Origin of the sequence: Pseudomonas sp. R3-56 (assembly GCF_051132075.1) — a bacterium.
Lineage (GTDB): Bacteria > Pseudomonadota > Gammaproteobacteria > Pseudomonadales > Pseudomonadaceae > Aquipseudomonas.
In genome coordinates, this window is record NZ_CP071657.1 from 879,326 (window position 1) to 905,480 (window position 26,155).

Genomic DNA, 26,155 nt, shown 5'->3' on the forward strand with positions numbered 1-26,155 from the left:
CCTGTGGGGATAAATTGTACTAGATGGTTAATTTGGTCAAATAAAGCAGCGGTCATCGGACAATAACTGTTCGATGATCGAACATTGCCGTTACAAGGAGAGGGCAGTTGTGGCGAGGGAGCTTGCTCCCGCTGGGCTGCGCAGCAGCCCCAGGTTTTTGCGGTTGCTGTGCAACCGAGCGGGAGCAAGCTCCCTCGCCACGACGGTTTGCGTAGGTCAGCGCCGGGTCAGCAACACGCCGGATTCCATGTGATGAGTCCACGGAAACTGATCGAACAACGCGCAGCGCGTGATGCGGTGGGTGTCGCTCAACTGCGCGATGTTCGCGGCGAGGGTTTCCGGGTTGCAGGAGATGTAGAGAATGTTGTCGAAGCGTCGGGTCAGTTCGCAGGTGTCCGGGTCCATGCCGGCGCGAGGTGGGTCGACGAAGACGCTGCCGAATTCGTAGCTTTTCAGGTCGATACCCTGCAAGCGGCGAAATGGGCGGACTTCGTTCAAGGCTTCGGTCAGTTCCTCGGCGGACAGCCGTACCAACGTGACGTTATCCACAGCGTTTTCGCTGAGGTTGCTCAGCGCGGCGCTGACCGATGTCTTGCTGATTTCAGTGGCGAGCACTTTGCGCGCGCGGGTGGCCAGGGGCAACGTGAAGTTGCCGTTGCCGCAGTAAAGCTCCAGCAGATCGTCGCTGCGATCGCCCAAGGCTTCATAAGCCCAATTGAGCATCTTCTGGTTTACCGTGCCGTTGGGCTGGGTGAAGGCGCCTTCGGGCTGGCGATAGCTGAAGGCACGGCCGCCCACCTCAAGTTTTTCCACCACATAATCGTGGCCGATCACTTCCCGTTTGCCTTTGGAGCGCCCGATGATACTGACGCCCAGGTCGGTCGCGAGCTTCGACGCCGCGGCGTGCCAGTGTTCATCCAGCGGGCGGTGATAACACAGGGTGATCATCGCGTCGCCGGCCAGGGTGGTCAGGAATTCCACTTGGAACAGCTTGTGGCTCAACGGCGCACTGGCCTGCCAGGCGGCCTTGAGCTGCGGCATCAACTGGTTGATGCGCAAGCTGGCGATGGGGAACTCTTCGATCAGGATCGGCGTGCGCTTGTCATCCTGGGAAAACATCGCGTAGTGGCGTTCGCCGGCCTCGCGCCACAGGCGGAATTCGGCGCGCAGGCGGAAGTTCTGCAACGGCGAGTCGAATACCTCGGGCTCGGGTGCATTGAACGGAGCCAGCAAGTCACGCAAGCGCGTGACCTTGTCCTGCAACTGGGCGGCGTAGGCTTGGGAATCAAAAGTCATGCGTTGAACCAACCCAACTTGATAACGAACAGGATCGACAGGATGACCAGCGCCGGGTTCAGCTCACGGCCACGGCCGGACACCAGTTTGATGGCGGTCCAGGCGATGAAGCCGAAGGCGATGCCATTGGCGATGGAGTAGGTGAACGGCATTGCCAGCGCCGTGATCACCACCGGGGCGGCGACGGTGATGTCGTCCCAGTCGATCTCGGCCAGGCCGGAGGTCATCAACACGGCCACAAACAACAGGGCCGGCGCGGTGGCGAAGGCCGGGACGCTGGCGGCCAGTGGCGAGAAGAACAGCGCCAGCAGGAACAGGATCGCCACGACGATGGCGGTCAGGCCGGTGCGTCCGCCGGCGCTGACGCCTGCCGCCGACTCGATGTAGCTGGTGGTCGTCGAGGTGCCCAGCAGCGAACCGGCCATGGCGGCGGTGCTGTCGGCGATCAGCGCGCGGCCCATCTTCGGCATGTGGCCGTCCTTGCCCATCAGCCCGGCGCGCTTGGCGACGCCGATCAGGGTGCCGGAGTTGTCGAACAGGTCGACGAAGAGGAAGGCGAAGATCACGCTCACCAGACCGATGTCCAGGGCGCCCTTGATGTCCAGTTGCAAAAACGTCGGGGCGAGGGAGGGCGGCGCGGAAATGATCCCGCCAAACGGCGTGAAGCCCATCACGATCGAGACGACGGTGACCGCCAGGATGCCGATCAGCACGGCGCCGCGCACTTTCAGTGCTTCGAGGGCGACGATCAGGACGAAGCCCAGGGTCGCCAGGATCGGCGCCGGTTGTTTCAGGTCGCCCAGACCGACCATGGTCGCCGGGTTTTTCACCACGATGCCAGCGTTGTTCAGGGCGATCAGCGCCAGGAACAGGCCGATACCGGCGGCGATGGCCGAGCGCAGTGGCAGCGGGATGCTGTTGATGATCCATTCGCGAATACGAAAGATCGACAGCAGGAAAAACAATACGGCGGAGACGAACACCGCACCCAGCGCCACTTGCCAGGTATGGCCCATGTGCAAGACCACGGTGTAGGTGAAGAAGGCATTCAGGCCCATGCCCGGTGCCAGGGCGATCGGATAGTTGGCGATCAGGCCCATGACCGTCGAACCGATGGCCGCCGCCAGGCAGGTGGCGACGAATACGGCACCCTTGTCCATGCCGGTTTCGCCGAGAATGCTCGGGTTGACGAACAGAATGTAGGCCATGGCCAGGAAGGTCGTGACGCCCGCCAGGATCTCGGTCCGCACGTTGGTATTGTGTGCCTTGAGTTGAAACAGCCTTTCCAGCATGTCTGCTCCCCGTGGCGCGCGCGGCGCCGTGAATGTATCGACCTCAACAGCAAAGCACACTGCGCCAGGGGCGCCCGGGATTTTCTGCGGGTCGGAAAAAGCCGCGCATCATAGCAGCGCGGCGATGAGGCTGCGATCCTCGGTGTGCGTCGCAAAGTGTGCAGACGCAAAAGTTGGGCCATACTGCGCGCGATTCCGGGGAGGTCGGTATGTATCGCATGAAAAAATTCGCATGGGCCTGCGCCTTGAACCTGGGGCTGCTCGGAACGGCGGCGCACGCCGCCTCGGCGCCGCCGCTGAGCGAGGTCAAGGTGCTCAAGGTCGAATCGCCGACCTGTGGGTTTGAGAATATCGCGGCAGGGCAGGCGCAGACCCGTTGCGATCACAGCGGGCCGAATATCAAGGTCTACGTGTTGGAGGTCGGTTATGGCCGCCAGCCTCATGTCACGCTGGACGGCTTCGAAGTCGACGGCACCCGCTCGCCGGTGTGCGCGTTCGGCAATGGCAATCTCAACGACTGTTCGACGAGCACCAAGGTGGTCGGTTACCTGTACATCTTCGATCTGAAGGGCAAGCAGGAAGGCACTTTCAGCTTCACCAATGTGTCGATCAACGCGCCGGGGAACCGGATGGCGACCCAGCTCTACATCAAATGACACCGTCACGGGCGACCTTCACCTGACACGGCCCGGCAAAGCTGGCTAGTCTTGAGGGATCACCCAGCGGAGAGCGCCCATGATTCCTGGAACCAAGATCCCCCGAGCCCTGATTGCCGTGGCTGAAGGCGTCGACGATTTGCAGACGGTGACGCTGATCGATGTGTTGCGTCGTGCGCAGCTCGAAGTGGTGGTGGCGAGTATCGAGGGCCGACGCATGCTCACCTGTGCACGCGGCACGCGCCTGACCGCCGACGGCATGCTGGTGGACATGCTGGTTCAGGATTTCGACCTGATCGTCCTGCCGGGCGGCATCATTGGCGCGCAGCATCTGGCCGCCCACCAGCCTTTGCAGCAGTTGGTCAGGGACCAGGCCGCCGCCGGGCGATTTTTTGCCGCCATCGCCGAAGCGCCGGCGCTGGTACTCCAGGCGTTCGGCGTGCTACGCCAGCGCCGCATGACGTGCCTGCCCGCCGTGAGCCAGCAGCTGTCCGGATGCAGCTTCGTCGACCAGCCGGTGGTGGTGGATGGCAACTGCATCACCGCCCAAGGCTCGGCCGCCGCCCTGATATTTGCCCTGACGCTGGTGGAGCAACTCGCCGGCAAGGGTGTGAGAGGTGTGGTGGCGGCGGAGTTGCTGGCCTGATCTTTCCTTTAATCGAGAGTAGCCCTGTGGCGAGGGAGCTTGCTCCCGCTCGGCTGCGCAGCGGCCGCTGGCGTTTCGTCGCCCAATTGCCTTGAACGCTCACCCCACCTCGAAGTCGTACCCCTTATGACGGCGGTTTCCCAAAACGCCGCGAGTACGACCAACCGTGAGGTGTTCCATGAGCGCGACCTTGTCCGAAGCGACGCAGGCGTCCTTCGTCCGTCATCCGATACGTCTGACACTCAATGGCGCCGTGCGCGAGTTGCAGGTGCTGTCCTGGACTACGCTGCTGGACCTGCTGCGCGAGCAACTGGACCTGGTAGGTAGCAAGAAAGGCTGTGATCACGGGCAATGCGGCGCCTGCACGGTGTTGCGTGATGGCAAGCGTATCAACGCCTGCCTGACCCTGGCGGTGATGTGCGACGGCGCCGAGTTGACCACCGTCGAGGGCTTGGCCAATGGCGATGAGCTGCACCCCATGCAGCGGGCGTTCATCAAGCATGACGCGTTCCAGTGCGGCTACTGCACGCCGGGGCAGATCTGTTCGGCGGTGGGGCTGGCCAACGAGGGCCGGGCGCAGACCAGCGCCGAAATCAGCGAACTGATGAGCGGCAACCTCTGCCGATGCGGCGCCTACAACAATATTCGCGACGCCATCGAGGAAGCGCTTCCGCTCTGCCAGACAACGGAGGGCGAGCGATGAATCCCTTTAGCTACAGCAAGCCCGACACCGTGCAGGCGGCCGTCGAGTTGTCCAGTGCGAACTCGCGCTTCATCGCTGGCGGCACCAACCTGCTGGACCTGATGAAGGAAAACCTCAGCCGCCCCCAGCACTTGATCGATATCACCGGTCTGCCTTTGACGGACCTCAGCGAGACCCCGTCGGGCGGGGTGATGATTGGCGCATTGGTAAGTAATGCCGATCTGGCCTGGCATCCGTGGATTCAACGGCGCTATCCGCTGCTCGCCCAAGCCATCCTGGCGGGCGCCTCGCCGCAGTTGCGCAATATGGCCAGCACCGGTGGCAACCTGTTGCAACGCACGCGCTGCTATTACTTTTATGACGCCTCCGTGCCGTGCAACAAGCGGCGCCCAGGCAGCGGTTGCCCGGCCCGAAGCGGCCTGAACCGGATCCACGCGATTTTCGGCGCCAGTGATCAGTGCGTGGCGACTCATCCGTCGGACATGTGCGTGGCCCTGGCGGCGCTTGAGGCGGTTGTTCATGTGCTGGGACGGGGCGGCGCGCGGACCATCGAGTTCGCGGATTTTCACCGTCTGCCCGGTGACGCACCGGATCGGGACAACCAATTGGCCGATGACGAGCTGATCACCTATATCGAGTTGCCTCCAGTGGGTTTTGCTGAACATAGCCACTACCTGAAGATCCGTGACCGGGCCTCCTACGCCTTTGCGCTGGTTTCGGTGGCGGCGGCGCTGGAGCTTGATGGGCCGGTGATTCGCCAGGCTCGGCTGGCCCTCGGCGGTGTAGCCCACAAACCGTGGCGCGACAAGGCCGTGGAAAACTGGCTGGTCGGCCAGGCCGTCAGCCGCGAAACCTTTACGGCGGCTGCCGATGCGTTAATGCAGAACGCCGAGCCGCTGGAACACAACGGCTTCAAAGTCAAACTGGCACGCCGGGCAATTATCCGCGCCTTGAGCGATGCCGCGCTGGTGGGGGGAACCACCCGATGAATGCATTGAGCAAAACCATAGGCAAGCCGCTTGACCGGACCGATGGCCTGCTCAAGGTCACCGGTCGGGCCCGATACGCCGGGGAGTATCCCGAAGATGGCCTGCTGCACGGCAGCGTCGTCTCCAGCGGTATCGCCCGTGGCCGGGTCGTGCGCATCGATGCTTCCCGAGCCCTGGCGCTGCCGGGCGTCGTCGCGGTGATCGACCATACCAACCGCCCGAAGATCGCCAGTTACGACGAGCCCTACCAGGATGCCGACGCTGCAGAGGGTTCGCCGTTCCGGCCGTTGTTCAACGATCAGGTCCTCTACAGCGGCCAGCCGCTTGCCCTGGTGGTTGCGGAAAATATCGAGCTGGCGCGTTACGCCGGCTCGCTCGTTGAGATCGACTACGAGACCCAGGACCATCAGACCGATCTGACCATCCTGCAAAACGAAGCGCATCCGGCGCCCGCCGAATTACCCAAGCCCCGTGGGAATTTTCAGGGCGAGTACGCCAGCTCGGCGCTCAGCGTTGATGTGTCCTACAGCACGCCGATAGAACATCACAACCCTATGGAGCCCCACGCTTCGACCGTTCTGTACCAACCCGACGGCAGCTTGCATATTCACGACAAGACCCAGGGCACGCAGAATTGCCAGGCCTATGTACAAGAGGTGTTCGGGCTGGAAAAAGAACAGGTGCGGGTGTTTGCCGCCTACGTTGGCGGCGCTTTCGGTTCCGGGCTGCGCCCGCAGTACCAGTTGCCGTTGGCGGTAATGGCCGCGCTGACGCTCAAGCGCTCGGTGCGGGTCAGCCTGACCCGTCAGCAAATGTTTACCTTCGGCTACCGGCCCCGGACCTTCCAGCGCGTGCAACTGGGGGCTGCGGCCAACGGACGTTTGCTCGCGGTGGCCCATAGCGCCGTCGGCCAGACGTCGCGCTTCGAGGACTTCACCGAGCATGTGGTGGAGTGGAGCGGCATGCTCTATCACTGCGATAACGTCGAATTGAGCTACAAGCTGGTACCCCTGGACGTCTACACACCGCTGGACATGCGTGCCCCCGGCGCCGCCCTTGGACTGATCGGTCTGGAGTGCGCCATGGACGAGTTGGCCTGCGCCCTGGCCATCGACCCGGTCCAGCTGCGCTTGATCAACTATGCCGAACGTAACGAGAACGAAGGCAAGCCGTATTCGAGCAAGGAGTTGCGCGAATGTTATGCCCAGGGTGCCGACCGTTTCGGTTGGAGCAAGCGCAATCCGGAGCCGCGCAGCATGCGCGCAGGGCGGCAACTGGTAGGTTGGGGCATGGCCGGCGGTGTCTGGGAGGCCATGCAGCAGAAGGCCAGCGCCCGAGCATCGCTGGACCCCGACGGCAAGCTGACCGTGAGCAGCGCGACCACTGACATCGGCACCGGCACCTATACCGTCATGACCCAGATTGCTGCCGAGACGTCCGGCGTTTCCTTGGAGAATGTCACTTTTGTGCTTGGCGATTCGTCGCTGCCGACCGCACCGCTGCAGGGCGGTTCGTTTACCGTCTCGTCAGTCGGCACCGCAGTGCAGCAAGCCTGTGAGGCGCTGCGGGAAAAACTGCTCGCCGTGGCTCGGCAGACTTGCCCGGCCTTCAGCGGCGCAACCCTTGAGCAAGTGACGTTTATCGACGGTGAACTGCGCATGGGGGAGGCCAGTGTCACCCTGGCGGAGCTCGCTCGGAACAGCGGCGAGACGCCGTTGCAGGCACAAGTCACGGCCCAGCCGGATGAGAAACGCCAGGCCTATGCCACTGCTACGCACTCGGCGGTGTTCGTCGAGGTGCTGGTCGACGAAGACCTGGGCACGGTGAAGGTCAACCGCGTGGTCAGCGCCATCGCGGCCGGGCGGGTGATCAACCCGAAAACCGCCCGCAGCCAGATTCTCGGTGGCGTGGTCTGGGGCGTCGGCATGGCCCTGCACGAAGAAACCCTGACCGATCACGCCCTGGGCCGTCACATGAACCACAACCTCGCCGAATACCACGTGCCGGTCAACGCCGACATCGGCGACATCGACGTGGTGTTCGTCGATGAACAGGACGACATCGTCAATGCGCTGGGGTCCAAGGGCGTCGGTGAAATCGGCATCGTCGGTGTGGCGGCAGCGGTGGCTAATGCCATTTACCATGCCACCGGCAAACGGGTGCGGGACTTTCCCATTACGCTGGACAAGTTGCTCTGAGGGAGTGGTCAATACGGTGAGCCTGTGGAACTTCGGTTCCACAGGCTGAAGAGCAGTGGTTCAAACGCCTCCCGAGTTCAAAGCAGAGCCTTCGGTTGCCATGCGTCCCGCTCGGGTAGAGGGGGCTTGTCGAACAACGGGTTGTCGCTCTTGGATAATCTGTTCTAAGGCTCCTTGATATCGGTATTGACCGCTGCTTTCTCCTCGGTGGAGGCGGTGGACTTGCCGGCCAGTGAGGTGTCGCCCTTGAAGAGTTCGTTCCAGAAGCTTTCACTATCGATATCAGGTACTTCGGTGTTGAGGTCCATGGCTATATCAAGCAGCAGCCTGGCTTCGTAATCGGCTGGATACTGCGATTGTTCAATGGCGGGCAAGCCACGGTAATGATCGAGCAGGTTCTTGTAGAAATCGGTCATTTTTCCTGTGTTGCTGTATTCCATCGTCCCCTTGGCGATGACTATCTGCCGCCATGCCTCTTCCTGTTGGGCTACTTCATGTTGCGCAGAGCGCCGCTCATTGACGGTAAAAGCGCCGCTGTCATCGTAAATGATCAAATTCAGCTGATCTCTCGGCATCCCGGAAAAAGGATTTTTGCCGCGGCCGTCTGTGACGACTCCGTTGATGTATTCAGTAGCCTGTCTGGCACGCGCCAAGAGTTCGGGGTCATCGGTATCAGGAACTTCAGCATCATATCTGGCTTTGGTTTCAATATAATCCTCACCCAATTTTTCTGCTGTGCTCATGGCCAAGGCGAAAAGCTCTTTCCTGCTCAGGCTAGCGTCCCGCGCCTCTGCGCGTTCAGCGGCCTCGCTCAATTGACGTGAGAGCGGAGAAACGGTACTGCTGTCATCACCTCCGGTATTTACCGGGTCTCGAATGATATTGAAGTTATCGCTAATGGTGGCTTTGGTTTCGGTTGCTTTACTCAGGGCGGGAGCGCTGTGGGTCATGAAGTTGACATTGGAAATTGCCATGGCAGTCACCTATTCCTGGCGAGGTATTTGGATATTGATTTGCCGAGTTCAGGCCTGAAAAGACTTCGAATTCGGACGGTCCTCACTTCATAGTAATTTGCACTGCCCATTCATAAGTTCTGAAGTCTCTGGACAGGACTGTGATCGTGCAGATAGCACCGCCCCCCGGAGTAGCAGATTCCTTCCATCTTGGAATCTTGGAGCCTCCTGGACCCGCAGTCGCCACGAAAGTAGTTGAATAAACACACTCCTTGCTGCCCATTTTGTAGCGCAAACTTGCAAAGTTGGCATCTGGAGAGGTTCGACTTTGCACCTTGTAGGTATTGGATTGATCTGCTTTTACTGATGGCGTGGGGGTGGGGTTGGAATTATTTCTGGTGGAGGCTTCGTTGTTGTTTGCAACGGTATATGTTGCGTCCTTTGTGCCAAGGTTTTTGAATGTGACGGTTACGGCTGGCCCAGCCATAGCTGAAGCCACGGAGAAAATTGTCAATGCGAGAGTTGTTATCACCCAGTTTGATGCGCGCATGGTTTGTTCCCTGTATTGATTGTTATACAGCGTTGCCGGTATTGCTTCACGGAGGATGTTTTTCGCATGGTGTGACGCTAAGTGGGTTTTTGCAATGCCAATAAGTCTGTGAATGTTAATAAAGGAAAGGTGCGTAAGAAATTTCACTTCGGCGCGTAGTAAGTAAGTTATTTATATAAACAAACCAGATTAGCCCTTAAGACTCTTCCCACAGGTCGTGACCCACAGGCAAAAAAGCTCAGCGATTCCCGAAGCAATACGTCTCAGGCTTTCGTTTCGGCAACCGGTTCGTGCATCCGGTCGCGGTTGGCCAGGGTCGGGAACAGCTTGATCCAGGCTCCGGTCACCAGCAGCGTGCCGACGCCCCCCATGACCACCGCCGGCACCGTGCCGAACCAGTGGGCGGTCAGGCCGGATTCGAATTCGCCCAGCTGGTTCGAGGCGCCGATGAACAGGCCGTTCACGGCGCTGACCCGGCCACGCATTTCATCCGGCGTTTCCAATTGCACGAAAGAGGCGCGGATGACCATGCTGATCATGTCCGCCGCGCCCAGCACCACCAGTACCGCCAAGGAAAACCAGAACGAAGTGGAGAGGCCGAAGGCAATCGTGGCGACGCCGAACACGCCCACCGCCGTGAACATCACTCGGCCAACCTTGCGCTCGACGGCAAACCGCGCCAGCCACAACGACATCAGCAAGGCGCCCACCGCCGGTGCCGAGCGCAACAGGCCCAGGCCCCAGGGGCCGGTGAGCAGGATGTCCTTGGCGAATACCGGCAGCAACGCCGTCGCGCCCCCTAGCAATACCGCGAACAGGTCTAGGGAAATCGCCCCGAGAATATCCTGCCGGCTGCGGATGAAGCGGATGCCCGCCAGCAGCGAATTCAGGGTCGCCTTGCCTTTGTTCAACGGCGTCTGCCGCGCGGGCAGGTTGAGCATCAGGCCGCAGGCGATGAGGTAGAGCAGCACGGTCGGCCCGTAGACCCAGACGCTGCCGAAGGCGTACAGCAAACCGCCCAGCGCGGGTGCGACGATGGTCGCCGATTGCTGTGCCGACTGCGCAGCGGCCACGGCGCGGGGAAACAGCGCGGAAGGCACGATGCTCGGCAGCAGCGCCTGGGTCGTCGGCATTTCGAAGGAGCGGGCCGCGCCCAGCAGGAACGCCAGGATGAAGATCATCTCGCGCGTAACATTATCGGTGGCGCTGCCGATCACCAGCGCCACGGCAATCGTCGCCTGCAGGGATTGGCAGATGGCCGCGACCTTGCGCCGGTCATACCGATCGGCCACATGCCCGGTGTGCAGCATGAACAGCACCCGCGGTGCGAATTCGACCAGCCCTACGAGACCCAGGTCCAAGACGTTGCCGGTCAGCTGATAGAGGTTCCAGCCAATGGCCACGGTGAGCATCTGGAAGCCGCTCGCTGTGAAGATCCGGGCCAGCCAGAAGGCAATGAAAGGTCGGTGGTGACGGAGCAGCAAGGGCGCTTGGCTGGGCATCTATGACGGGTCCGGTGACGTGAAGAGCGAGATTATCACCGAGCTGTAACTGGAAGTTGCGGCGGCTGGAAAAATAGTTAGCCAGACATCAATTCAAATTGATGCGGGCTATTGTGGCGAGGGAGCTTGCTCCCGCTCGGTTGCGCAGCGACCGCAAAATCTCGGGGCCGCTGCGCAGCCCAGCGGGAGCAAGCTCCCTCGCCACGGGACAGCATGTGTTTGGAAGCGATGCCGTGGGGCAGCTTTGCGGCCCTGAGACAACCTGCCACGCGACAAAAGACCACGCCGTCCATCGGCAAATATGGGTCTACTCTTTGAACATTGCTTGATCCAGATCAATGCCTGCAAAGGCGTTGCGCTGGGGCCACCCGGCCAGAATCCTGCGTTGTGACGGTTCTAAAAAAAGAACGATTTGAAAAGCATCACACTCCATATCCCCAGGGAGCTGTGATGCAAGCCCCGCCCGCAGCCGGTTTTACCTGACAGAGGAAGACTTATGTTCGGTTTGGAGGCGCTCGATCTCGCCCGAATCCAGTTCGCATTCACCATCTCGTTCCACATCCTGTTCCCGGCCATCACCATTGGCCTGGCGAGTTACCTGGCGGTGCTCGAAGGGCTGTGGCTGAAGACGCGTGACGACACCTACCGCGACCTGTACCACTTCTGGTCGAAGATATTTGCCGTCAACTTCGGCATGGGCGTGGTGTCCGGGCTGGTCATGGCCTATCAGTTCGGCACCAACTGGAGCCGTTTTTCGGACTTCGCCGGTGCGGTCACCGGGCCGTTGCTGACCTATGAGGTGCTCACGGCATTCTTCCTGGAGGCGGGTTTCCTCGGGGTCATGTTGTTCGGCTGGAACCGCGTCGGCAGGGGACTGCATTTTTTCTCCACGGTCATGGTGGCGATCGGCACCCTGATCTCGACTTTCTGGATTCTTTCCTCCAACAGCTGGATGCAGACTCCGCAGGGCTACGAAATCATCGATGGCCGGGTCATCCCGGTGGACTGGCTGGCGGTGGTGTTCAATCCCTCGTTCCCTTACCGCCTGTTGCACATGTCGGTCGCGGCATTTGTTGCCACGGCGTTCTTCGTCGGATCGTCGGCGGCCTGGCATTTGCTCCGTGGTCGCGACAATCCGGCCATTCGCCGGATGCTGTCCATGGCGATGTGGATGGCCCTGCTGGTGGCACCGGTGCAAGCGGTCATCGGCGACTTCCACGGGCTCAACACGCTCAAGCATCAGCCGGCAAAAATCGCCGCGATCGAGGGGCATTGGGAAAACGTCGGCGACGAGCCCACGCCCCTGATTCTGTTTGGCTGGCCGGACATGGAAGCCGAGGAAACCAGATTTGCCGTGGAGATCCCTTACCTGGGCAGCTTGATCCTGACGCACTCGCTGACCGATCAAGTGCCGGCCCTGAAGGAGTTTCCGCCGGAGGACCGGCCGAATTCGACCATCGTGTTCTGGTCTTTCCGGGTCATGGTGGGCCTGGGGCTGCTGATGATTTTCACCGGCCTGTGCAGCCTCTGGCTGCGGCGTGGTGAACGGCTCTACCAATCCCGGCCATTTTTGCACTTGGTGCTGTGGATGGGACCGTCGGGCTTGATTGCAATTCTCGCGGGCTGGTTCACCACTGAAATCGGCCGCCAACCCTGGGTGGTCTACGGTCTGATGCGCACGGCGGATGCCTCGTCCGGCCACAGCTTTGCGCAAATGAGCTTCACCCTGATCATGTTCGTGGTGGTGTATTTCGCGCTGTTCGGTGCGGGCCTGAGCTACATGCTGCGCCTGGTGCGCAAGGGGCCGGTGGCTCACGAAGCCGAGCCGAGCGACGGCGGTCCGGGCCAGAAACGCACCCCGGCCCGTCCATTGTCGGCCGCCAACGAAGGCGACGACGAAGTGGACCACAACGACAGCTCGCACAAGGGGAATTGAGATGGGTATTGATCTTCCGCTGATCTGGGCCGTGGTCATCATCTTCGGCATCATGATGTACGTGATCATGGACGGCTTCGACCTGGGGATCGGCATTCTTTTCCCCTTCGTCAAGGGCGAACGCGACCGCGACGTGATGATGAATACCGTCGCGCCAGTCTGGGACGGTAACGAAACCTGGCTGGTGCTGGGCGGCGCCGGGCTGTTCGGGGCGTTTCCGCTGGCCTATTCGGTGGTGCTCTCGGCGCTGTACCTGCCGCTGATCCTGATGCTCGTTGGCCTGATCTTCCGGGGCGTGGCGTTCGAGTTCCGTTTCAAGGCCAAGGCCGAGAAGCGGCATTTGTGGGACAAGGCGTTCATCGGTGGTTCGCTGACGGCGACTTTTTTCCAGGGCGTGGCGCTGGGGGCATTCATCGACGGTTTCGAGGTGGTCAATCGCCAGTTTGCCGGCGGCTCCCTGGATTGGTTCACGCCGTTTACGGTGTTCTGCGGCCTGGCGTTGATCGCCGCCTACGCTTTACTCGGCTGTACCTGGCTGATCATGAAGACCGAAGGCAAGCTGCAAGAGCAGATGCACGATCTGGCCAGACCGCTGGCATTCGTGGTGCTCGCCGTGATCGGCATCGTCAGCATCTGGACGCCGCTGGCTCACGCCGACATCGCGGCACGCTGGTTCACCCTGCCGAACCTGTTCTGGTTCCTGCCGGTGCCGATCCTGGTGCTCGTCACCATGTACGGCTTGTTCCGCGCCGTGGCCCGCAACGCCAACTACACGCCCTTCATCCTGACGCTAGTGTTGATCTTTCTTGGCTACAGTGGCCTCGGCATCAGCTTGTGGCCAAACATCGTGCCGCCATCCATTTCGATCTGGGACGCCGCGTCACCGCCCCAGAGCCAGGGCTTCATGCTGGTCGGCACGCTGTTCATCATACCGTTGATCCTGGTGTACACCTTCTGGAGCTACTACGTGTTCCGCGGCAAGGTCACCCATGACGATGGCTACCATTGACCGACCTGCGAGGTGCCGAGAATGGCCAAGCCTGACTTGAAAGACATCGAAGCCGCTGAGAAAAAACCGTTATGGCAGCGGCTCGGCTGGCTCGTGGCGATCTGGGCCGGGAGTGTGCTGGCGCTGTTCATCGTTGCCAGCCTGATGCGGATGTTCATGAACGCCGCCGGTCTGACGACTCATTGAGCGGACCGCACTGAATGCCAGGGCTACTTGCGGGCCTTGAGAATCACGAATTTTGGCGTGGCGGCGACCTGCTCGACTCCCCGGAACAACCGAGCCAGCTTGCTGTGGTAGCCCAGGTGCCGGTTGCCGACGATGTACAGCGCGCCGCCAACCACCAACGCCTCGCGGGCTTGCTGGAACATCCGCCAGGCGAGGAAATCGCCGACCACTTGCTGCTGATGGAAGGGCGGATTGCACAGCACCACATCCAAAGATTGCGGCGCTTGTCCGGCGAGTCCATCGCCGGCCCGCAGGGTCACCTCACGCTCGCCGAGGGCCGCTCGCCAGTTTTCAGCGGCCGATTGGACCGCCATATATGACTCATCCACCAACGTGTACTGGGCCTGCGGGTTGTGCAGGGCGCTGGCGATAGCCAGCACGCCATTGCCGCACCCCAGGTCCGCCACCCGCGCCGCGCCGAGGTTTTTTGGCAGGTGTGGCAAAAAGGCGCGCGTGCCGATATCCAGCCCTTCGCGACAGAATACGTTGGCGTGATTGAGTAACTCGATTTTCGGCTCATCCAGCCAATAGCGAGTGGGGTAGGGAGAGGCGGTGGTGGTCCTGGTTTGTGGCGTGGCAATCAACAGGCGAGCCTTCTTCACCGCCAACGAGGCCTGTACCGGGCCGATATAGCGCTCCAGCAGATCGCCAGCGGCCCGTGGCAGATGCTTGACCATCGCGGCGGCTATGACCTGAGCGCCTGGAGCCAGTTGCTCTTGCAGCCGGATCAATTGCTCTTCCAGCAGGGCCAGGGTCTTGGGTACTTTGATCAGGACACGGTCGAACGGCCCTGTCAGCGGTTCGCTGGCGGGCACGATCGGTACCGCATCGAAGGGCAAACCGTTGCGCGCCAGGTTTTTCTCCAATGCCTGTAGGGCAAGGAACGAGTCGCCGCTGCTGGTGACCTTGACCTTGCCGGCCAGGCTCGCCGCCAGGGCCCCGAAGCCGTCATTGAGTACCAGAACCCGGGTATCCGCTCCCGGCTGCTGTTCGGCCAGGTACGCAAGCAGATATTCATCGGCTGCGTCGAATGCCTGCAGCGGTTCGTTCTGCTGTTCGGGTTGGCGGATCAGGTCGAGTTGGGCGAAGGGACTATCTAGCAAGGGCATGGCGGGGACTCTGGCAAATCAACGAATGTCCCGCTGCCTGGAGGCAGGTGTCTCAGCGGGACCGCCTGAATGAACTGCGTCGCGTGCCTGGCACGTCATCATTCAAGTGGAACCGTGGATGTTACGTTTTTTTACTGGGCATTACTCGTGGGTTTTTCAGGGGGGCTGTTCTGCTTTGCTGATCAGATCATGTGGATATGGGCCGCCTTGGCAACCGCCGAGATTTTGTTGGTCACGTTCAGTTTCCGCATGCAGCTGTTGACATGGAAATTCACGGTGCGCTCGGAAAGACAGAGGATCCTGCCGACTTCCGATGCCGTCTTGCCTTCGGCAGACCATCTCAATACTTCAATTTCCCTTGGCGACAAATGGACTGTCTGTGACGAAGGCTCGGCGTCGGACATTCGCCGGCCTGCCAGCGCATGCAACCGTTGGCTGGCGAAAATGGCATAGCCCAGGTTGCCATAATGCTCCTCCGGGTCGATGGGGCGTTGCATCCTGGCGAGACTGAACAGACTGTAATAGGTGCCCCGTTCCTCATGGACGGCTTGTGTCCAGCCATGGCTGAGCCCTTGGTGTTCAAGTGCTTGCCATAATTCGGGGACCTCGCAAAAAATATCTTCGCTCCAGAGAATTGGCAGGGATGATTGATTGCAGTGTGCCAGTATCGGGTCGTTCGCCGCATAACCGTTTTGTTTGTATAGCCTGTTCCATCCATAAGGGTAGTTGTTGATATTGATCCGATGCCTGTGTCTGTCCGCAAAAGTCGGGTAGGCGGCGAAGGCGCAGTATTCAAATCCTTGATAATTAAAGAAGTTTTGTACGAGGCGATAGGCTTTTTGCAGGTCCTGCTCGCACGACAATTTCCTTAGTTGTAAATCCTTCCATGCATCCATGGCGTTCTCCTGGGTGTCGTCCAGTGATGTGGATCCAATTGATGCTGCGAAAATTAGTGTAGGGTATTTCCTACGCTTCAGGCATTTTTTTATCGGCGTTAGTTGTTATTAAATTGATGATTTTCTATTACGGTTTTCGATACGTTAATTTGTTTTTGTATAACTTTGATGAAGGAATCCGCTGGGAAGATGTGTGATGTACGACCTAAGTATCATTACTGATCGTAAGTGGTTAACGTGCTTGGTTTACGGGACAATACGGTCCTCGTCCCATTGGAGAGGCTCATGACCGACAGCGCAGAAAAGTTTACCCGCCAAACCCTGATCGATGTGCAGCCCCTGACGCCTCACCTGTTTACCCTGCGTACCACCCGGGATCGCGGCTTTCGTTTCCGGGCTGGTCAGTTTGCTCGACTGGGGGTGGTGAAGGCGGACGGCACTGCCGTCTGGCGGGCTTATTCCATGGTGTCTTCGCCGTTCGACGAGTTTCTGGAGTTTTTTTCCATCGTCGTCCCGGACGGCGAATTCACCAGCGAGCTCAGCCGGTTGAAGCCGGGGGACAGCTTGTTGGTCGAGCGCCAGGCCTTTGGTTACCTGACGCTGGACCGTTTTGTTGACGGTCGCGATTTGTGGCTGTTGTCCACCGGGACAGGGGTCGCCCCGTTTCTTTCTATCCTGCAGGACTTCGAGGTCTGGGAAAAATTCGAGCGGATCATCCTCGTTTACAGCGTCCGCGAGTCACCGGAATTGGCCTACCAGGCCTTGATCGACGCGTTGCCCCGGCGAGACTACCTCGTCGAATACGCCCATAAGTTTCGCTTCATTGCGACGGTCACCCGTGAACAACGCCCTGGCGCCCTCAACGGACGCATCACCACACTGATCGAAAATGGCGAGCTGGAACAGGCCGCCGGTGTCGCGCTGACGCCAGAGCATTCGCGGGTCATGTTGTGCGGCAACCCGCAGATGATTGACGACACGCGCAAGTTGCTCAAGGCCAGGGGCTTGCAACTGAGCCTCACGCGGCGGCCCGGCCAGGTGGCGGTGGAAAATTACTGGTGAAAAAAATGGCGTCCGTGGGACGCCATTTTTGGGCCGGCGAATCCTCAAGGCCTCTCGTTCTGAGCCTTGAGCAGGTCGCGGATCTCGCTGAGCAATTGTTCTTCCTTGGTAGGAACAGGCGGCGCGCTCGGAGCGACGGCCTCCTCGCGCTTCAGGCGGTTGATGGCTTTGACGCCCATGAAAATGGCGAAAGCCACGATGATGAAATCCACTGTCGTCTGGATGAATTTGCCATAGGCGAGCACCACCGCTGGCGTATTTCCTTCGGCCGCCTTGAGCGTGATCGCCAGGTCACTGAAATCCACTCCGCCGATCAGCAGGCCGAGCGGCGGCATGACCACGTCGCCAACGAATGACGAAACGATTTTGCCAAAAGCAGCACCAATGATGATCCCGACGGCCATGTCGACGACATTGCCTTTGACCGCGAAGGCCTTGAACTCGCTTAGCACGCCCATGAGTTGTTCCTTGTGACAGATGAGGTTTATAGCCGCAGTGTAAGTCAGCTAAACGGGTCTTGCCTGACATGCATGCTTACAAAGCTTGCCAGTTATCGACCCAGGGCCTCGCAAAAAGTTTACAAAGTGCCACCAATCGCGCGTGATACGCGGTTCAGGGCCGATTCCCCATATTGTTTTTTCTATCAGGTCGGTACGGCATTTCTATTTAGGTTTCGGTTTGTCGAGCACTAGCCTCTGAAAGGCGCACATGGATGCGCTCTATAAAATCAGAGGAAACTCACATGAACACTTCCCTTGGCCTTGGTGCTTTTTCCAACCGCCATACCCTTGTTGTGCTGACCGCCAGCCTGTTTTCCCTGTCCGTCAATGCCGCCACCCTGACCCGGGATAATGGCGCGGCAGTGGGCGACAACCAGAACTCCCAGACCGCCGGCCCCAACGGCCCGACCCTGCTGCAGGATGTGCAACTGATCCAGAAGCTCCAGCGTTTTGACCGTGAACGGATCCCCGAGCGTGTGGTGCACGCCCGTGGTACCGGTGCGCATGGCGAGTTTACGGTATCCAATGACCTGAGCGACCTGACCAAGGCCAAGGTATTCGCCGCCGGACAGGTCACGCCGGTGTTCGTCCGTTTTTCTGCCGTGGTGCACGGTAATCATTCGCCTGAGACGCTGCGTGATCCGCGAGGCTTCGCTACCAAGTTCTACACGGCCGATGGTAACTGGGACCTGGTCGGGAATAATTTCCCGACGTTCTTCATCCGTGATGCAATCAAGTTTCCCGACATGGTCCATGCGTTCAAGCCCGACCCGCGGACCAACCTGGACGATGATTCGCGTCGTTTCGATTTCTTTTCCCACGTACCGGAAGCCACCCGCACGCTGACCGAGCTGTATTCCAACTCCGGCACCCCGGCCAGTTATCGCGAAATGGACGGCAATGGCGTGCACGCTTACAAACTGATCAACGCCAAGGGCGATATCAGTTACGTGAAGTTTCATTGGAAAAGTTTGCAGGGGCTGAAAAACCTCGATCCAAAAGAAGTAGTGAAAGTGCAAGGGCAGGATTACAGCCATATGACGAATGATTTGGTCAGTCATATCAACAAGGGTGACTTTCCAAAGTGGGATCTGTACGTTCAGGTGCTCAAGCCGCAAGAGTTGTCGAAGTTCGATTTCGATCCGCTGGACGCCACCAAGATCTGGCCGGATGTGCCTGAGCGAAAAGTTGGGCAGATGGTGTTGAATCGTAATCCGGCGAATGTTTTCCAGGAAACCGAACAAGTCGCGATGGCCCCGGCCAATCTGGTCCCGGGTATCGAGCCTTCCGAGGATCGCCTGTTGCAGGGTCGGGTCTTCTCTTATGCCGATACGCAAATGTACCGGGTCGGGCCGAACGCGTTGCAGTTGCCCATCAACGCGCCCAAGGTCGCGGTAAACAATGGCAACCAGGACGGTGCGATGAATTTCGGCGCTACCAGTACCGGGGTGAACTACCAGCCGAGCCGCTTGATGCCGCGCGAAGAGCAACCTGCGGCGCGCTATAGCCAGGCAGCGCTGACCGGCAGCACCCAGCAAGCGAAAATCCAGCGCGAGCAGAACTTCAAGCAGGCGGGTGATCTGTACCGCTCGTTCAATCAGAAGGAGCGCAATGACTTGATCGAAAGCTTCGGTGGGTCATTGGCAACCACTGATGATGAGAGCAAGCACATCATCCTGTCGTATCTCTACAAGGCTGACCCCGAATACGGCACCGGCGTGGCTCGTGTCGCCAAAGGCGACCTGGCGCGGGTCAAGGCGCTGGCCGAGAAGCTGAGCGACTGATCGACCTGTAGGGAGCAAGTTTGCTCGCGATGCGGTGCCCAGGCAGGCCGCGTTGCCTGGATCGCGAGCAGGCTCGCTCCCACAGGCCTGCGTCATAAGGAGAAGCCTGATGCGAAATGTTCTTCTATCGGTACTCGTGGCCTGGTCGGTGGGCGTGTTGGCCGAGCAACCTGTACCCGCCGATCCGGCTGCGGTGCGGGAACAGTTGCAAGACTATTATTTCGACGCCGCACGCCGGGGTGATGTGCCGATGCTCGATACCTTCATCAAGGGCGGTTACTCGCTCGACACCCGGGATGAGAAGGGCTACACCGCGTTGATCCTGGCGGCTTACCACGGTCAGGCTCGCGCGGTGGAGCGGCTGTTGGCCGCTGGCGCCGATGCCTGCGCCCAGGACAAACGCGGCAATACCGCGTTGATGGGCGCCATCTTCAAGGGTGAAGTCCAGATCGCCCGCCGGTTATTGTCCACCGAGTGCAGTCCGGACCAACGCAACGGTGCCGGACAGACCGCTGCGATGTATGCGGGCCTGTTCAAGCGTGACGAATTGCTCGATGCCTTGAAGGCCAGGGGCGCCGACCTGGAGGCCAGGGATCCGCTGGGCAATAGCGCGGCGGATCTGGCGAAGGGTGAAATCAGAATGCCGGCCCCGCAGTAAAGCCTGGCTAGGCTATCATCGCGGTTTTAACCGGAGTTCAGATGGCCAAGGCAAAGCGCATGTACGGCTGCACCGAGTGCGGCTCGACCTTTCCCAAATGGGCTGGCCAATGCAGTGAGTGCGGGGCCTGGAATACCCTGACCGAAACCATGGTGGAAAGCGGCGGGGCGGCGGCACCCACCGGGCGCACAGGTTGGGCCGGGCAACAAGCCCAGATCAAGACCCTGGCCGAGGTCAGCGTTGAAGAAATCCCGCGCTTTTCCACGGCGTCCGGCGAACTGGATCGCGTGCTGGGCGGCGGTCTGGTGGATGGTTCGGTGGTACTGATCGGCGGGGATCCGGGCATCGGCAAATCCACCATCCTGCTGCAGACCCTGTGCAATCTCGCCACTCGCATGCCGGCGCTGTATGTCACTGGCGAAGAATCCCAGCAACAGGTCGCGATGCGCGCACGACGGCTGGGGTTGCCCCAGGATCAGTTGCGCGTCATGACCGAGACTTGCATCGAAACCATCATCGCCACGGCGCGCCTGGAAAAACCCAAGGTGATGGTGATCGACTCGATCCAGACGATTTTTACCGAACAGCTGCAATCGGCACCGGGCGGGGTGTCCCAGGTGCGCGAAAGCGCGGCGTTGCTGGTGCGTTATGCCAAGCAGAGCGGCACGGCGATCTTCCTGGTCGGCCACGTCACCAAGGAGGGCGCGCTGGCGGGCCCTCGGGTGCTGGAACACATGGTCGATACGGTGTTGTATTTCGAAGGCGAATCGGACGGTCGCCTGCGTTTGTTGCGAGCGGTGAAGAACCGTTTTGGCGCCGTCAACGAATTGGGCGTGTTCGGCATGACTGACCGGGGCCTGAAGGAAGTCTCCAACCCTTCGGCGATTTTTCTCACGCGTGCCCAGGAAGAAGTTCCGGGTAGCGTGGTCATGGCGACGTGGGAAGGCACTCGACCGATGCTGGTGGAAGTCCAGGCGCTGGTGGATGACAGCCACCTGGCGAACCCGCGCCGGGTCACCCTGGGCCTGGATCAGAACCGGCTCGCCATGCTGTTGGCTGTCTTGCACCGACACGGCGGCATTCCTACCCACGATCAGGATGTGTTCCTCAACGTGGTGGGCGGGGTGAAGGTATTGGAGACCGCCTCCGACCTGGCGTTGATGGCGGCCGTGATGTCCAGTCTGCGCAATCGGCCGCTGCCGCATGATTTGCTGGTGTTCGGTGAGGTCGGGCTTTCGGGTGAGGTGCGGCCAGTGCCCAGCGGGCAGGAGCGGCTCAAGGAGGCTGCCAAGCATGGCTTCAAGCGCGCCATCGTGCCCAAGGGGAACGCGCCGAAGGAAGCGCCGGCGGGGTTGCAGATCATTGCCGTGACGCGGTTGGAGCAGGCGTTGGATGCTTTGTTCGAATAGCGGCTTGTGCAGGCCTTTTGTGGCCAGGGAGCAAGCTCCCTCGCCACAGGGGAGCTCGGTGCCGTCAGATATGAATCAGCGCCGCCAGTTCCCGCTCCAGCTCGTCATGGTCGGCCAGATTCAGCTCTACCAGCCGACGTAGATGCGCAATGGAATCCAGGTCGATGTGTTCACAGACAAAGCCCAAGTGACCATGGTCGTCGTGAGTCAGCCGGACTTCCATCTTGACCTCAGCCTCAGGGCTCAAATGAATATCAGCCATGAAGGACTTTTCGGGGTCACCAATCCAGGGTTCGGGCTTTTCGATCAGCAGCCCCTTGAGGGATAGATCCAGCAGCTTTACCGGCCAAATGAACGGCCCTTGGCTCAGTTCGGTCTTGGCATGGAACTCAATTCGTACGAAGCGGCGGCGTTCGCTCATTACGCATTCCCTCTGGAGATTCACTGACTATAGACCCTGCTGGCGCAGCATCGTGCCCGTTTGGCCATTGGCAGACGAATGTCGGGTATGGCCTTTACGCCGGTAAGCGCTAAACTCGGGTGGCTGTCTTTCTTGTCCACCCTGGCTGGAATAAAAAAATGAAAAACAATAATAGCCTGCTACGCCATCTGCCCTGGCTACTGCTGGCCGTCGTAGGCGCGTGCGCCCTTGGCGTCGTGGCCCTGCGCCGCGGAGAGCCGATCAACGCCCTCTGGATCGTCGTCGCAGCCGTGGCCATCTACCTGGTCGCCTACCGCTACTACAGCCTCTTCATCGCCAACAACGTGATGCAACTCGATGCGCGCCGGGCCACGCCCGCCGTGCTCAACAACGATGGCCTGGACTACGTCCCGACCAACAAACACATCCTCTTCGGCCACCACTTCGCGGCCATTGCCGGCGCGGGGCCGCTGGTCGGGCCGGTGCTGGCGGCGCAGATGGGCTACCTGCCCGGCACGCTCTGGCTGATCGCCGGCGTGGTGCTGGCCGGTGCGGTGCAGGACTTCATGGTCCTGTTCCTGTCGACCCGCCGCAACGGCCGCTCCCTGGGCGACATGGTGCGCGAGGAAATGGGCCGCATCCCCGGCACCATCGCGCTGTTCGGCTGCTTCCTGATCATGATCATCATCCTCGCGGTGCTGGCGCTGATCGTGGTCAAGGCCCTGGCCGAGAGCCCGTGGGGCATCTTCACGGTGATGGCGACCATCCCGATCGCGATGTTCATGGGCATCTACATGCGCTACATCCGCCCGGGCCGCATCGGTGAAATCTCGCTCATCGGCGTGCTGTTGCTGCTCGGTTCGATCTGGCTGGGCGGGCAGATTGCCGCCGACCCGGTCTGGGCCAAGGCCTTCACCTTCACCGGGATCCAGATCACCTGGATGCTGATCGGCTACGGTTTTGTCGCCGCGGTGCTGCCGGTGTGGCTGATCCTGGCGCCACGGGACTACCTGTCCACCTTCCTCAAGATCGGCACCATCATCGCCCTGGCGATCGGCATCCTGGTGACCATGCCCGAGCTGAAAATGCCGGCGCTGACCCAATTCACCGACGGCACCGGGCCGGTGTGGAAGGGTGGTCTGTTCCCGTTCCTGTTCATCACCATCGCCTGCGGCGCGGTCTCGGGTTTCCACGCGCTGATCTCCTCGGGCACCACGCCCAAGCTGCTGGATAACGAAACCAACGCGCGCTACATCGGTTACGGCGGCATGCTGATGGAATCGTTCGTGGCGATCATGGCGATGGTCGCGGCCTCGGTGATCGAGCCGGGCGTGTACTTCGCCATGAACAGCCCGGCGGCGATCGTCGGCACCGACGTGGTGGCTGTGGCCCAGACCGTCAGCAGCTGGGGTTTTGCAATCACCCCCGACGCGCTGCAAGCGGTGGCCAAGGACATCGGCGAGACCACCATCCTGGCCCGTGCCGGCGGTGCGCCGACCCTGGCGGTGGGTATCGCGCAGATCCTCCACTCGGTGCTGCCGGGTGAGAACACCATGGCGTTCTGGTACCACTTCGCGATCCTGTTCGAAGCGCTGTTCATCCTCACCGCGGTAGACGCCGGCACCCGTGCCGGGCGGTTCATGCTGCAGGACCTGCTCGGCTCGTTCGTGCCGGCCCTCAAGCGCACCGAATCGTGGACCGCCAACCTGATCGCCACCGCCGGCTGCGTCGCGCTGTGGGGCTACCTGCTGTACCAGGGCGTGATCGATCCGCTGGGCGGCATCAACACCTTGTGGCCGCTGTTCGGCATCTCCAACCAGATGCTGGCCGGTATCGCGCTGATGCTCGCCACCGTGGTGCTGATCAAGATGAAGCGCCAGCGCTACGTCTGGGTCACGCTGCTGCCGGCCAGCTGGCTGCTGATCTGCACCACCACCGCGGGCCTGATCAAGCTGTTCGACGCCAACCCGGCGATCGGCTTCCTGGCCCTGGCGCGCAAGTACAACGATGCCCTGGCCGCCGGCCAGATCCTGGCCCCGGCCAAGAGCATCGAGCAGATGCAGCACGTGGTGTTCAACGCCTACACCAACGCGACGCTGACGGTGTTGTTCCTGTTCGTGGTCTTCAGCATCCTGTTCTACGCGCTCAAGGTCGGCATCGCCGCCTGGGGCACGAAAGAACGCACGGACAAGGAAGCGCCCTTCCAGGCGCTGCCGGACGCTTGATAGGGGATTGCAACGATGTTCAATGACTTGAGTCGCCTCGGTAAATACCTCGGTCAGGCCGCCCGCCTGATGGTCGGCATGCCCGACTACGACAACTACGTCGAGCACATGCAAACCAAGCACCCCGACAAACCGATGATGGACTACGAGGCGTTCTTCCGAGAACGCCAGGAAGCCCGCTACGGTGGCAAGGGTGGCCCCAAATGCTGTTGAACTGAAGTAATCCCCTGTGGGAGCGAGCTTGCTCGCGATAGCGGAGTGTCAGTCAAGGATGATGTCGACTGACCTGACGCCTTCGCGAGCAGGCTCGCTCCCACAGTTGTTTTGGGTTGGACTCAGGATTTGCATGCGCCACAGATGCCCTTGTTGGAGCGAGCCTGCTCGCGAAAGCGGGGTGTCAGTCGATGAAGATGTCGACTGAGCGGGCGCCTTCGCGAGCAGGCTCGCTCCAACAGTTGTTTTTGGGGCAGACTCAGGATTCGCATGCGCTACACAGGCTCCCTCCCACAGGAGTTTGTTTGCCTTATTCTAATTTCGAAACAGGAGATCCAGTGTGTCCTCTCCCATCCCGGTCACGATCCTCAGCGGCTTTCTCGGTGCTGGCAAGACCACGTTGTTGCGTCATCTGCTCAAGGCCGAGCACGGCCTGAAAATCGCCGTGATCGAGAACGAATTCAGCGATGCCGGCATCGACACCCAGTTGCTGGGCGACGATCCGGTGCAAGTCATGACCCTGGCCAACGGTTGCGTGTGCTGCACCATTCACACCGATCTGACCAAGGCCCTGTACCTGTTGCTCGAGCGGCTGGACAGCGGTGAAATCGCCTTCGACCGCCTGGTGATAGAATGCACCGGCCTCGCCGATCCAGCCCCAGTGGCCCAGACCTTCTTCATCGATGAAGACCTGCGCGAACGCTACATCCTCGACGGTATCCTGACCCTGGTGGACGCCGCTCACGCCGAGATCCACCTGACCCAGGCCATTGCCCAGGCCCAGGTCGGGTTTGCCGACCGCTTGCTCTTGAGCAAGACCGACCTGGTGGACGCCGCTCAGGTCGAGGCACTTACCGAGCGTCTGACGCGCATCAACCGACGGGCGCCGATCAGGGTCGTCGAGCACGGCAATATCGACCTCGCCGAGCTGCTGGATATCCGCGGCTTCAATCTCAACGCGGACCTGGGCGGCGGGCTCAGCCTTCGCCCGGTCGCCAAGGCCACCACGGCCGATCGCATCAGCAGCCTTGTGCTGCGCACCGACAAGCCGCTGGATATCGACAAGCTGAGTGCGTTCATGAACCAGCTGCTGGAAGAACACGGCAAGCAATTGCTGCGCTACAAAGGTGTGCTGAACATTGCCGGCGAACCCCGCCGACTGGTGTTCCAGGGCGTACTCAAGCTGTACGGTTTCGATTGGGACACCGAATGGGCCGAGGGTGAAGCTCGGGAAAGCGTGATCGTATTTATTGCTGACGGATTGCCTGAAGAGAAGATCCGCGCTGGTTTCGATGCTGCGCTATTGTGACGATCGTGTGTACCTAAGCGCCACGAGGCCTGCTCCGGATAGCCAGAGTCAGGCCCCGGCTCTTCGGATCAGGACTGCTCAAGGAGAGTTAGCAGGAACGTTATCTTTGCATTTTCGTTTGTCTCGGCGAGATAGGTATAAGGGGATCCGCGCCGCTTGGATCTACCGATATATTTATCGGTCGCAGTTCTCAAAGTGATGAGGGTGTGGGCTGCTTTTAAACTATCTCGGGTAAGTAAGTTGTTGTTCTGATCCATCAGGCTGAACAAGGCGGCGTCTTCAAAGTTTGCAGTCGTCACGCCAAAGTGGTTGCGCCAAGTCATGCCGATATATTTGTCCTGATGCTCGCCTGTGTTTTTTATAGTCAATGCATATCCGGCTTCGGTGTATTGAAAACGTAGCCTTAGCGGCTTCCGATCCAGGCGCGGATCTCTGGAGACAGCACCCAGAAGCGTCGAGTGGTCATGGGGCTGGGGTCTGCCGGTGAAGAAGCCTCCGCTGAACTCGGTCAAGGTTGCGAGTGCGGGTTTACCATGCAGCTCTTCAAGCAGGTTTATATGCTCGCCGGAAGTTCTTAATACGACATCGAAAGATGATTGATTGTCCATGTGTTG

25 protein-coding genes and 1 pseudogene are annotated in these 26,155 nt (G+C 60.3%); 15 read left to right on the forward strand and 11 right to left on the reverse strand.

Annotated elements, in window-relative coordinates; translation table 11 throughout:
• Nucleotides 1–216 precede the first annotated feature (216 nt).
• Both trmA and J3P96_RS04080 read right to left on the reverse strand, forming a co-directional pair.
• A complete protein-coding gene (trmA, locus tag J3P96_RS04075) occupies nt 217–1,296 on the reverse strand; it encodes a tRNA (uridine(54)-C5)-methyltransferase TrmA (RefSeq protein WP_434655505.1) in 1,080 nt (359 codons plus the stop codon).
• Nucleotides 1,293–2,588 carry an NCS2 family permease gene (locus J3P96_RS04080; protein ID WP_305498657.1) on the reverse strand — a complete coding sequence of 432 codons (1,296 nt, stop codon included), beginning with the start codon at nt 2,586–2,588 and terminating at the stop codon, nt 1,293–1,295. The genes trmA and J3P96_RS04080 overlap by 4 nt, the downstream gene beginning before the upstream one ends.
• A gap of 209 nt (nt 2,589–2,797) precedes the next feature.
• Here J3P96_RS04080 and J3P96_RS04085 point away from each other — a divergent pair, with 209 nt between their 5' ends.
• From J3P96_RS04085 to J3P96_RS04105, 5 genes are all read left to right on the forward strand, one after another.
• Nucleotides 2,798–3,244: a DUF4879 domain-containing protein gene (locus J3P96_RS04085; protein WP_434655507.1), complete on the forward strand. Its 447-nt coding sequence runs from the start codon at nt 2,798–2,800 to the stop codon at nt 3,242–3,244.
• Between the two features lie 79 nt (nt 3,245–3,323).
• Complete coding sequence (locus tag J3P96_RS04090) at nt 3,324–3,890, forward strand: DJ-1 family glyoxalase III (RefSeq protein WP_434601889.1); 567 nt, start codon at nt 3,324–3,326, stop codon at nt 3,888–3,890.
• A gap of 178 nt (nt 3,891–4,068) precedes the next feature.
• Nucleotides 4,069–4,593 (forward strand): (2Fe-2S)-binding protein, encoded by a 525-nt coding sequence (locus tag J3P96_RS04095; RefSeq protein ID WP_434655509.1) that lies wholly within the window; start codon nt 4,069–4,071, stop codon nt 4,591–4,593.
• Nucleotides 4,590–5,582 carry an FAD binding domain-containing protein gene (locus J3P96_RS04100; RefSeq protein WP_434628074.1) on the forward strand — a complete coding sequence of 331 codons (993 nt, stop codon included), beginning with the start codon at nt 4,590–4,592 and terminating at the stop codon, nt 5,580–5,582. The genes J3P96_RS04095 and J3P96_RS04100 overlap by 4 nt, the downstream gene beginning before the upstream one ends.
• On the forward strand, nt 5,579–7,780 hold the full coding sequence (locus J3P96_RS04105; RefSeq protein WP_434655513.1) for a xanthine dehydrogenase family protein molybdopterin-binding subunit: 2,202 nt from the start codon (nt 5,579–5,581) through the stop codon (nt 7,778–7,780). Before J3P96_RS04100 ends, J3P96_RS04105 begins: the two co-directional genes overlap by 4 nt.
• A 164-nt stretch (nt 7,781–7,944) precedes the next feature.
• Here the strand turns inward: J3P96_RS04105 and J3P96_RS04110 are convergent, their stop codons facing one another.
• The 3 genes from J3P96_RS04110 to J3P96_RS04120 all read right to left on the reverse strand — a co-directional run bounded on the left by J3P96_RS04110 (nt 7,945) and on the right by J3P96_RS04120 (nt 10,785).
• On the reverse strand, nt 7,945–8,754 hold the full coding sequence (locus tag J3P96_RS04110; RefSeq protein WP_434655516.1) for a hypothetical protein: 810 nt from the start codon (nt 8,752–8,754) through the stop codon (nt 7,945–7,947).
• Between the two features lie 82 nt (nt 8,755–8,836).
• Entirely contained in the window at nt 8,837–9,430 is a 594-nt protein-coding gene (locus tag J3P96_RS04115; RefSeq protein ID WP_434655518.1) for a hypothetical protein, read from the reverse strand.
• A 116-nt stretch (nt 9,431–9,546) separates the two neighbouring features.
• Nucleotides 9,547–10,785 (reverse strand): MFS transporter, encoded by a 1,239-nt coding sequence (locus J3P96_RS04120; RefSeq protein WP_434655519.1) that lies wholly within the window; start codon nt 10,783–10,785, stop codon nt 9,547–9,549.
• Between the two features lie 496 nt (nt 10,786–11,281).
• On the opposite strand from J3P96_RS04120, the gene J3P96_RS04125 reads away from it, so the two are divergent.
• From J3P96_RS04125 to J3P96_RS04135, 3 genes are read left to right on the forward strand one after another with little or no spacing between them, the layout of a single operon-like run.
• Nucleotides 11,282–12,721 carry a cytochrome ubiquinol oxidase subunit I gene (locus J3P96_RS04125; protein ID WP_434601886.1) on the forward strand — a complete coding sequence of 480 codons (1,440 nt, stop codon included), beginning with the start codon at nt 11,282–11,284 and terminating at the stop codon, nt 12,719–12,721.
• Between the two features lies 1 nt (nt 12,722).
• A complete protein-coding gene (cydB, locus tag J3P96_RS04130) occupies nt 12,723–13,730 on the forward strand; it encodes a cytochrome d ubiquinol oxidase subunit II (RefSeq protein ID WP_434571683.1) in 1,008 nt (335 codons plus the stop codon).
• A gap of 21 nt (nt 13,731–13,751) precedes the next feature.
• A complete protein-coding gene (locus J3P96_RS04135) occupies nt 13,752–13,916 on the forward strand; it encodes a DUF2474 domain-containing protein (RefSeq protein ID WP_434605841.1) in 165 nt (54 codons plus the stop codon).
• Nucleotides 13,917–13,939: 23 nt separating this feature from the next.
• Here the strand turns inward: J3P96_RS04135 and J3P96_RS04140 are convergent, their stop codons facing one another.
• Nucleotides 13,940–15,064, reverse strand: a complete 1,125-nt coding sequence (locus J3P96_RS04140) for a methyltransferase (protein WP_434655521.1) — start codon at nt 15,062–15,064, stop codon at nt 13,940–13,942.
• 182 nt (nt 15,065–15,246) lie between these two features.
• Nucleotides 15,247–15,960: an autoinducer binding domain-containing protein gene (locus tag J3P96_RS04145; protein ID WP_434655523.1), complete on the reverse strand. Its 714-nt coding sequence runs from the start codon at nt 15,958–15,960 to the stop codon at nt 15,247–15,249.
• Nucleotides 15,961–16,245: 285 nt separating this feature from the next.
• On the opposite strand from J3P96_RS04145, the gene J3P96_RS04150 reads away from it, so the two are divergent.
• Nucleotides 16,246–17,022, forward strand: a complete 777-nt coding sequence (locus J3P96_RS04150) for a ferredoxin--NADP reductase (protein ID WP_434655526.1) — start codon at nt 16,246–16,248, stop codon at nt 17,020–17,022.
• Nucleotides 17,023–17,066: 44 nt separating this feature from the next.
• Here J3P96_RS04150 and mscL read toward each other — a convergent pair whose 3' ends face one another.
• The gene (mscL, locus tag J3P96_RS04155; RefSeq protein ID WP_434571690.1) at nt 17,067–17,480 is read right to left on the reverse strand and encodes a large-conductance mechanosensitive channel protein MscL; all 414 of its coding nucleotides are present in this window, start codon (nt 17,478–17,480) and stop codon (nt 17,067–17,069) included.
• Nucleotides 17,481–17,764: 284 nt separating this feature from the next.
• On the opposite strand from mscL, the gene katB reads away from it, so the two are divergent.
• The 3 genes from katB to radA all read left to right on the forward strand — a co-directional run bounded on the left by katB (nt 17,765) and on the right by radA (nt 21,373).
• Complete coding sequence (gene katB, locus J3P96_RS04160; protein ID WP_434655528.1) at nt 17,765–19,306, forward strand: catalase KatB; 1,542 nt, start codon at nt 17,765–17,767, stop codon at nt 19,304–19,306.
• A 109-nt stretch (nt 19,307–19,415) separates the two neighbouring features.
• A complete protein-coding gene (locus J3P96_RS04165) occupies nt 19,416–19,964 on the forward strand; it encodes an ankyrin repeat domain-containing protein (RefSeq protein WP_434655531.1) in 549 nt (182 codons plus the stop codon).
• Nucleotides 19,965–20,005: 41 nt separating this feature from the next.
• Nucleotides 20,006–21,373 carry a DNA repair protein RadA gene (gene radA / locus J3P96_RS04170; protein ID WP_030140305.1) on the forward strand — a complete coding sequence of 456 codons (1,368 nt, stop codon included), beginning with the start codon at nt 20,006–20,008 and terminating at the stop codon, nt 21,371–21,373.
• A gap of 64 nt (nt 21,374–21,437) precedes the next feature.
• On the opposite strand, the gene J3P96_RS04175 is transcribed toward radA, so the two are convergent.
• Nucleotides 21,438–21,794: a PilZ domain-containing protein gene (locus J3P96_RS04175; RefSeq protein ID WP_434571697.1), complete on the reverse strand. Its 357-nt coding sequence runs from the start codon at nt 21,792–21,794 to the stop codon at nt 21,438–21,440.
• A gap of 158 nt (nt 21,795–21,952) precedes the next feature.
• On the opposite strand from J3P96_RS04175, the gene J3P96_RS04180 reads away from it, so the two are divergent.
• Nucleotides 21,953–24,019 carry a carbon starvation CstA family protein gene (locus J3P96_RS04180; RefSeq protein ID WP_434571699.1) on the forward strand — a complete coding sequence of 689 codons (2,067 nt, stop codon included), beginning with the start codon at nt 21,953–21,955 and terminating at the stop codon, nt 24,017–24,019.
• A 15-nt stretch (nt 24,020–24,034) separates the two neighbouring features.
• Nucleotides 24,035–24,232, forward strand: a complete 198-nt coding sequence (locus J3P96_RS04185; protein ID WP_003182142.1) for a YbdD/YjiX family protein — start codon at nt 24,035–24,037, stop codon at nt 24,230–24,232.
• 14 nt (nt 24,233–24,246) lie between these two features.
• Here the strand turns inward: J3P96_RS04185 and J3P96_RS04190 are convergent.
• A pseudogene (locus J3P96_RS04190) lies at nt 24,247–24,336 on the reverse strand (metal ABC transporter ATP-binding protein); the annotation flags it as partial.
• A 236-nt stretch (nt 24,337–24,572) separates the two neighbouring features.
• Here J3P96_RS04190 and yjiA point away from each other — a divergent pair.
• Nucleotides 24,573–25,541, forward strand: coding sequence for a GTPase (gene yjiA / locus J3P96_RS04195; protein WP_434655533.1), 969 nt, complete (start codon nt 24,573–24,575; stop codon nt 25,539–25,541).
• Nucleotides 25,542–25,609: 68 nt separating this feature from the next.
• On the opposite strand, the gene J3P96_RS04200 is transcribed toward yjiA, so the two are convergent.
• On the reverse strand, nt 25,610–26,149 hold the full coding sequence (locus J3P96_RS04200; RefSeq protein WP_434655535.1) for a hypothetical protein: 540 nt from the start codon (nt 26,147–26,149) through the stop codon (nt 25,610–25,612).
• Between the last annotated feature and the right edge of the window lie 6 nt (nt 26,150–26,155).

Bases quoted from the DNA above. Each gene is read 5' to 3' on its own strand.
- trmA (WP_434655505.1), bottom strand. From the start codon at position 1,296: ATGACTTTTGATTCCCAAGCCTACGCCGCCCAGTTGCAGGACAAGGTC.
- J3P96_RS04080 (WP_305498657.1), bottom strand. From the start codon at position 2,588: ATGCTGGAAAGGCTGTTTCAACTCAAGGCACACAATACCAACGTGCGG.
- J3P96_RS04085 (WP_434655507.1), top strand. From the start codon at position 2,798: ATGTATCGCATGAAAAAATTCGCATGGGCCTGCGCCTTGAACCTGGGG.
- J3P96_RS04090 (WP_434601889.1), top strand. From the start codon at position 3,324: ATGATTCCTGGAACCAAGATCCCCCGAGCCCTGATTGCCGTGGCTGAA.
- J3P96_RS04095 (WP_434655509.1), top strand. From the start codon at position 4,069: ATGAGCGCGACCTTGTCCGAAGCGACGCAGGCGTCCTTCGTCCGTCAT.
- J3P96_RS04100 (WP_434628074.1), top strand. From the start codon at position 4,590: ATGAATCCCTTTAGCTACAGCAAGCCCGACACCGTGCAGGCGGCCGTC.
- J3P96_RS04105 (WP_434655513.1), top strand. From the start codon at position 5,579: ATGAATGCATTGAGCAAAACCATAGGCAAGCCGCTTGACCGGACCGAT.
- J3P96_RS04110 (WP_434655516.1), bottom strand. From the start codon at position 8,754: ATGGCAATTTCCAATGTCAACTTCATGACCCACAGCGCTCCCGCCCTG.
- J3P96_RS04120 (WP_434655519.1), bottom strand. From the start codon at position 10,785: ATGCCCAGCCAAGCGCCCTTGCTGCTCCGTCACCACCGACCTTTCATT.
- J3P96_RS04125 (WP_434601886.1), top strand. From the start codon at position 11,282: ATGTTCGGTTTGGAGGCGCTCGATCTCGCCCGAATCCAGTTCGCATTC.
- cydB (WP_434571683.1), top strand. From the start codon at position 12,723: ATGGGTATTGATCTTCCGCTGATCTGGGCCGTGGTCATCATCTTCGGC.
- J3P96_RS04135 (WP_434605841.1), top strand. From the start codon at position 13,752: ATGGCCAAGCCTGACTTGAAAGACATCGAAGCCGCTGAGAAAAAACCG.
- J3P96_RS04140 (WP_434655521.1), bottom strand. From the start codon at position 15,064: ATGCCCTTGCTAGATAGTCCCTTCGCCCAACTCGACCTGATCCGCCAA.
- J3P96_RS04145 (WP_434655523.1), bottom strand. From the start codon at position 15,960: ATGGATGCATGGAAGGATTTACAACTAAGGAAATTGTCGTGCGAGCAG.
- J3P96_RS04150 (WP_434655526.1), top strand. From the start codon at position 16,246: ATGACCGACAGCGCAGAAAAGTTTACCCGCCAAACCCTGATCGATGTG.
- mscL (WP_434571690.1), bottom strand. From the start codon at position 17,480: ATGGGCGTGCTAAGCGAGTTCAAGGCCTTCGCGGTCAAAGGCAATGTC.
- katB (WP_434655528.1), top strand. From the start codon at position 17,765: ATGAACACTTCCCTTGGCCTTGGTGCTTTTTCCAACCGCCATACCCTT.
- J3P96_RS04165 (WP_434655531.1), top strand. From the start codon at position 19,416: ATGCGAAATGTTCTTCTATCGGTACTCGTGGCCTGGTCGGTGGGCGTG.
- radA (WP_030140305.1), top strand. From the start codon at position 20,006: ATGGCCAAGGCAAAGCGCATGTACGGCTGCACCGAGTGCGGCTCGACC.
- J3P96_RS04175 (WP_434571697.1), bottom strand. From the start codon at position 21,794: ATGAGCGAACGCCGCCGCTTCGTACGAATTGAGTTCCATGCCAAGACC.
- J3P96_RS04180 (WP_434571699.1), top strand. From the start codon at position 21,953: ATGAAAAACAATAATAGCCTGCTACGCCATCTGCCCTGGCTACTGCTG.
- J3P96_RS04185 (WP_003182142.1), top strand. From the start codon at position 24,035: ATGTTCAATGACTTGAGTCGCCTCGGTAAATACCTCGGTCAGGCCGCC.
- J3P96_RS04200 (WP_434655535.1), bottom strand. From the start codon at position 26,149: ATGGACAATCAATCATCTTTCGATGTCGTATTAAGAACTTCCGGCGAG.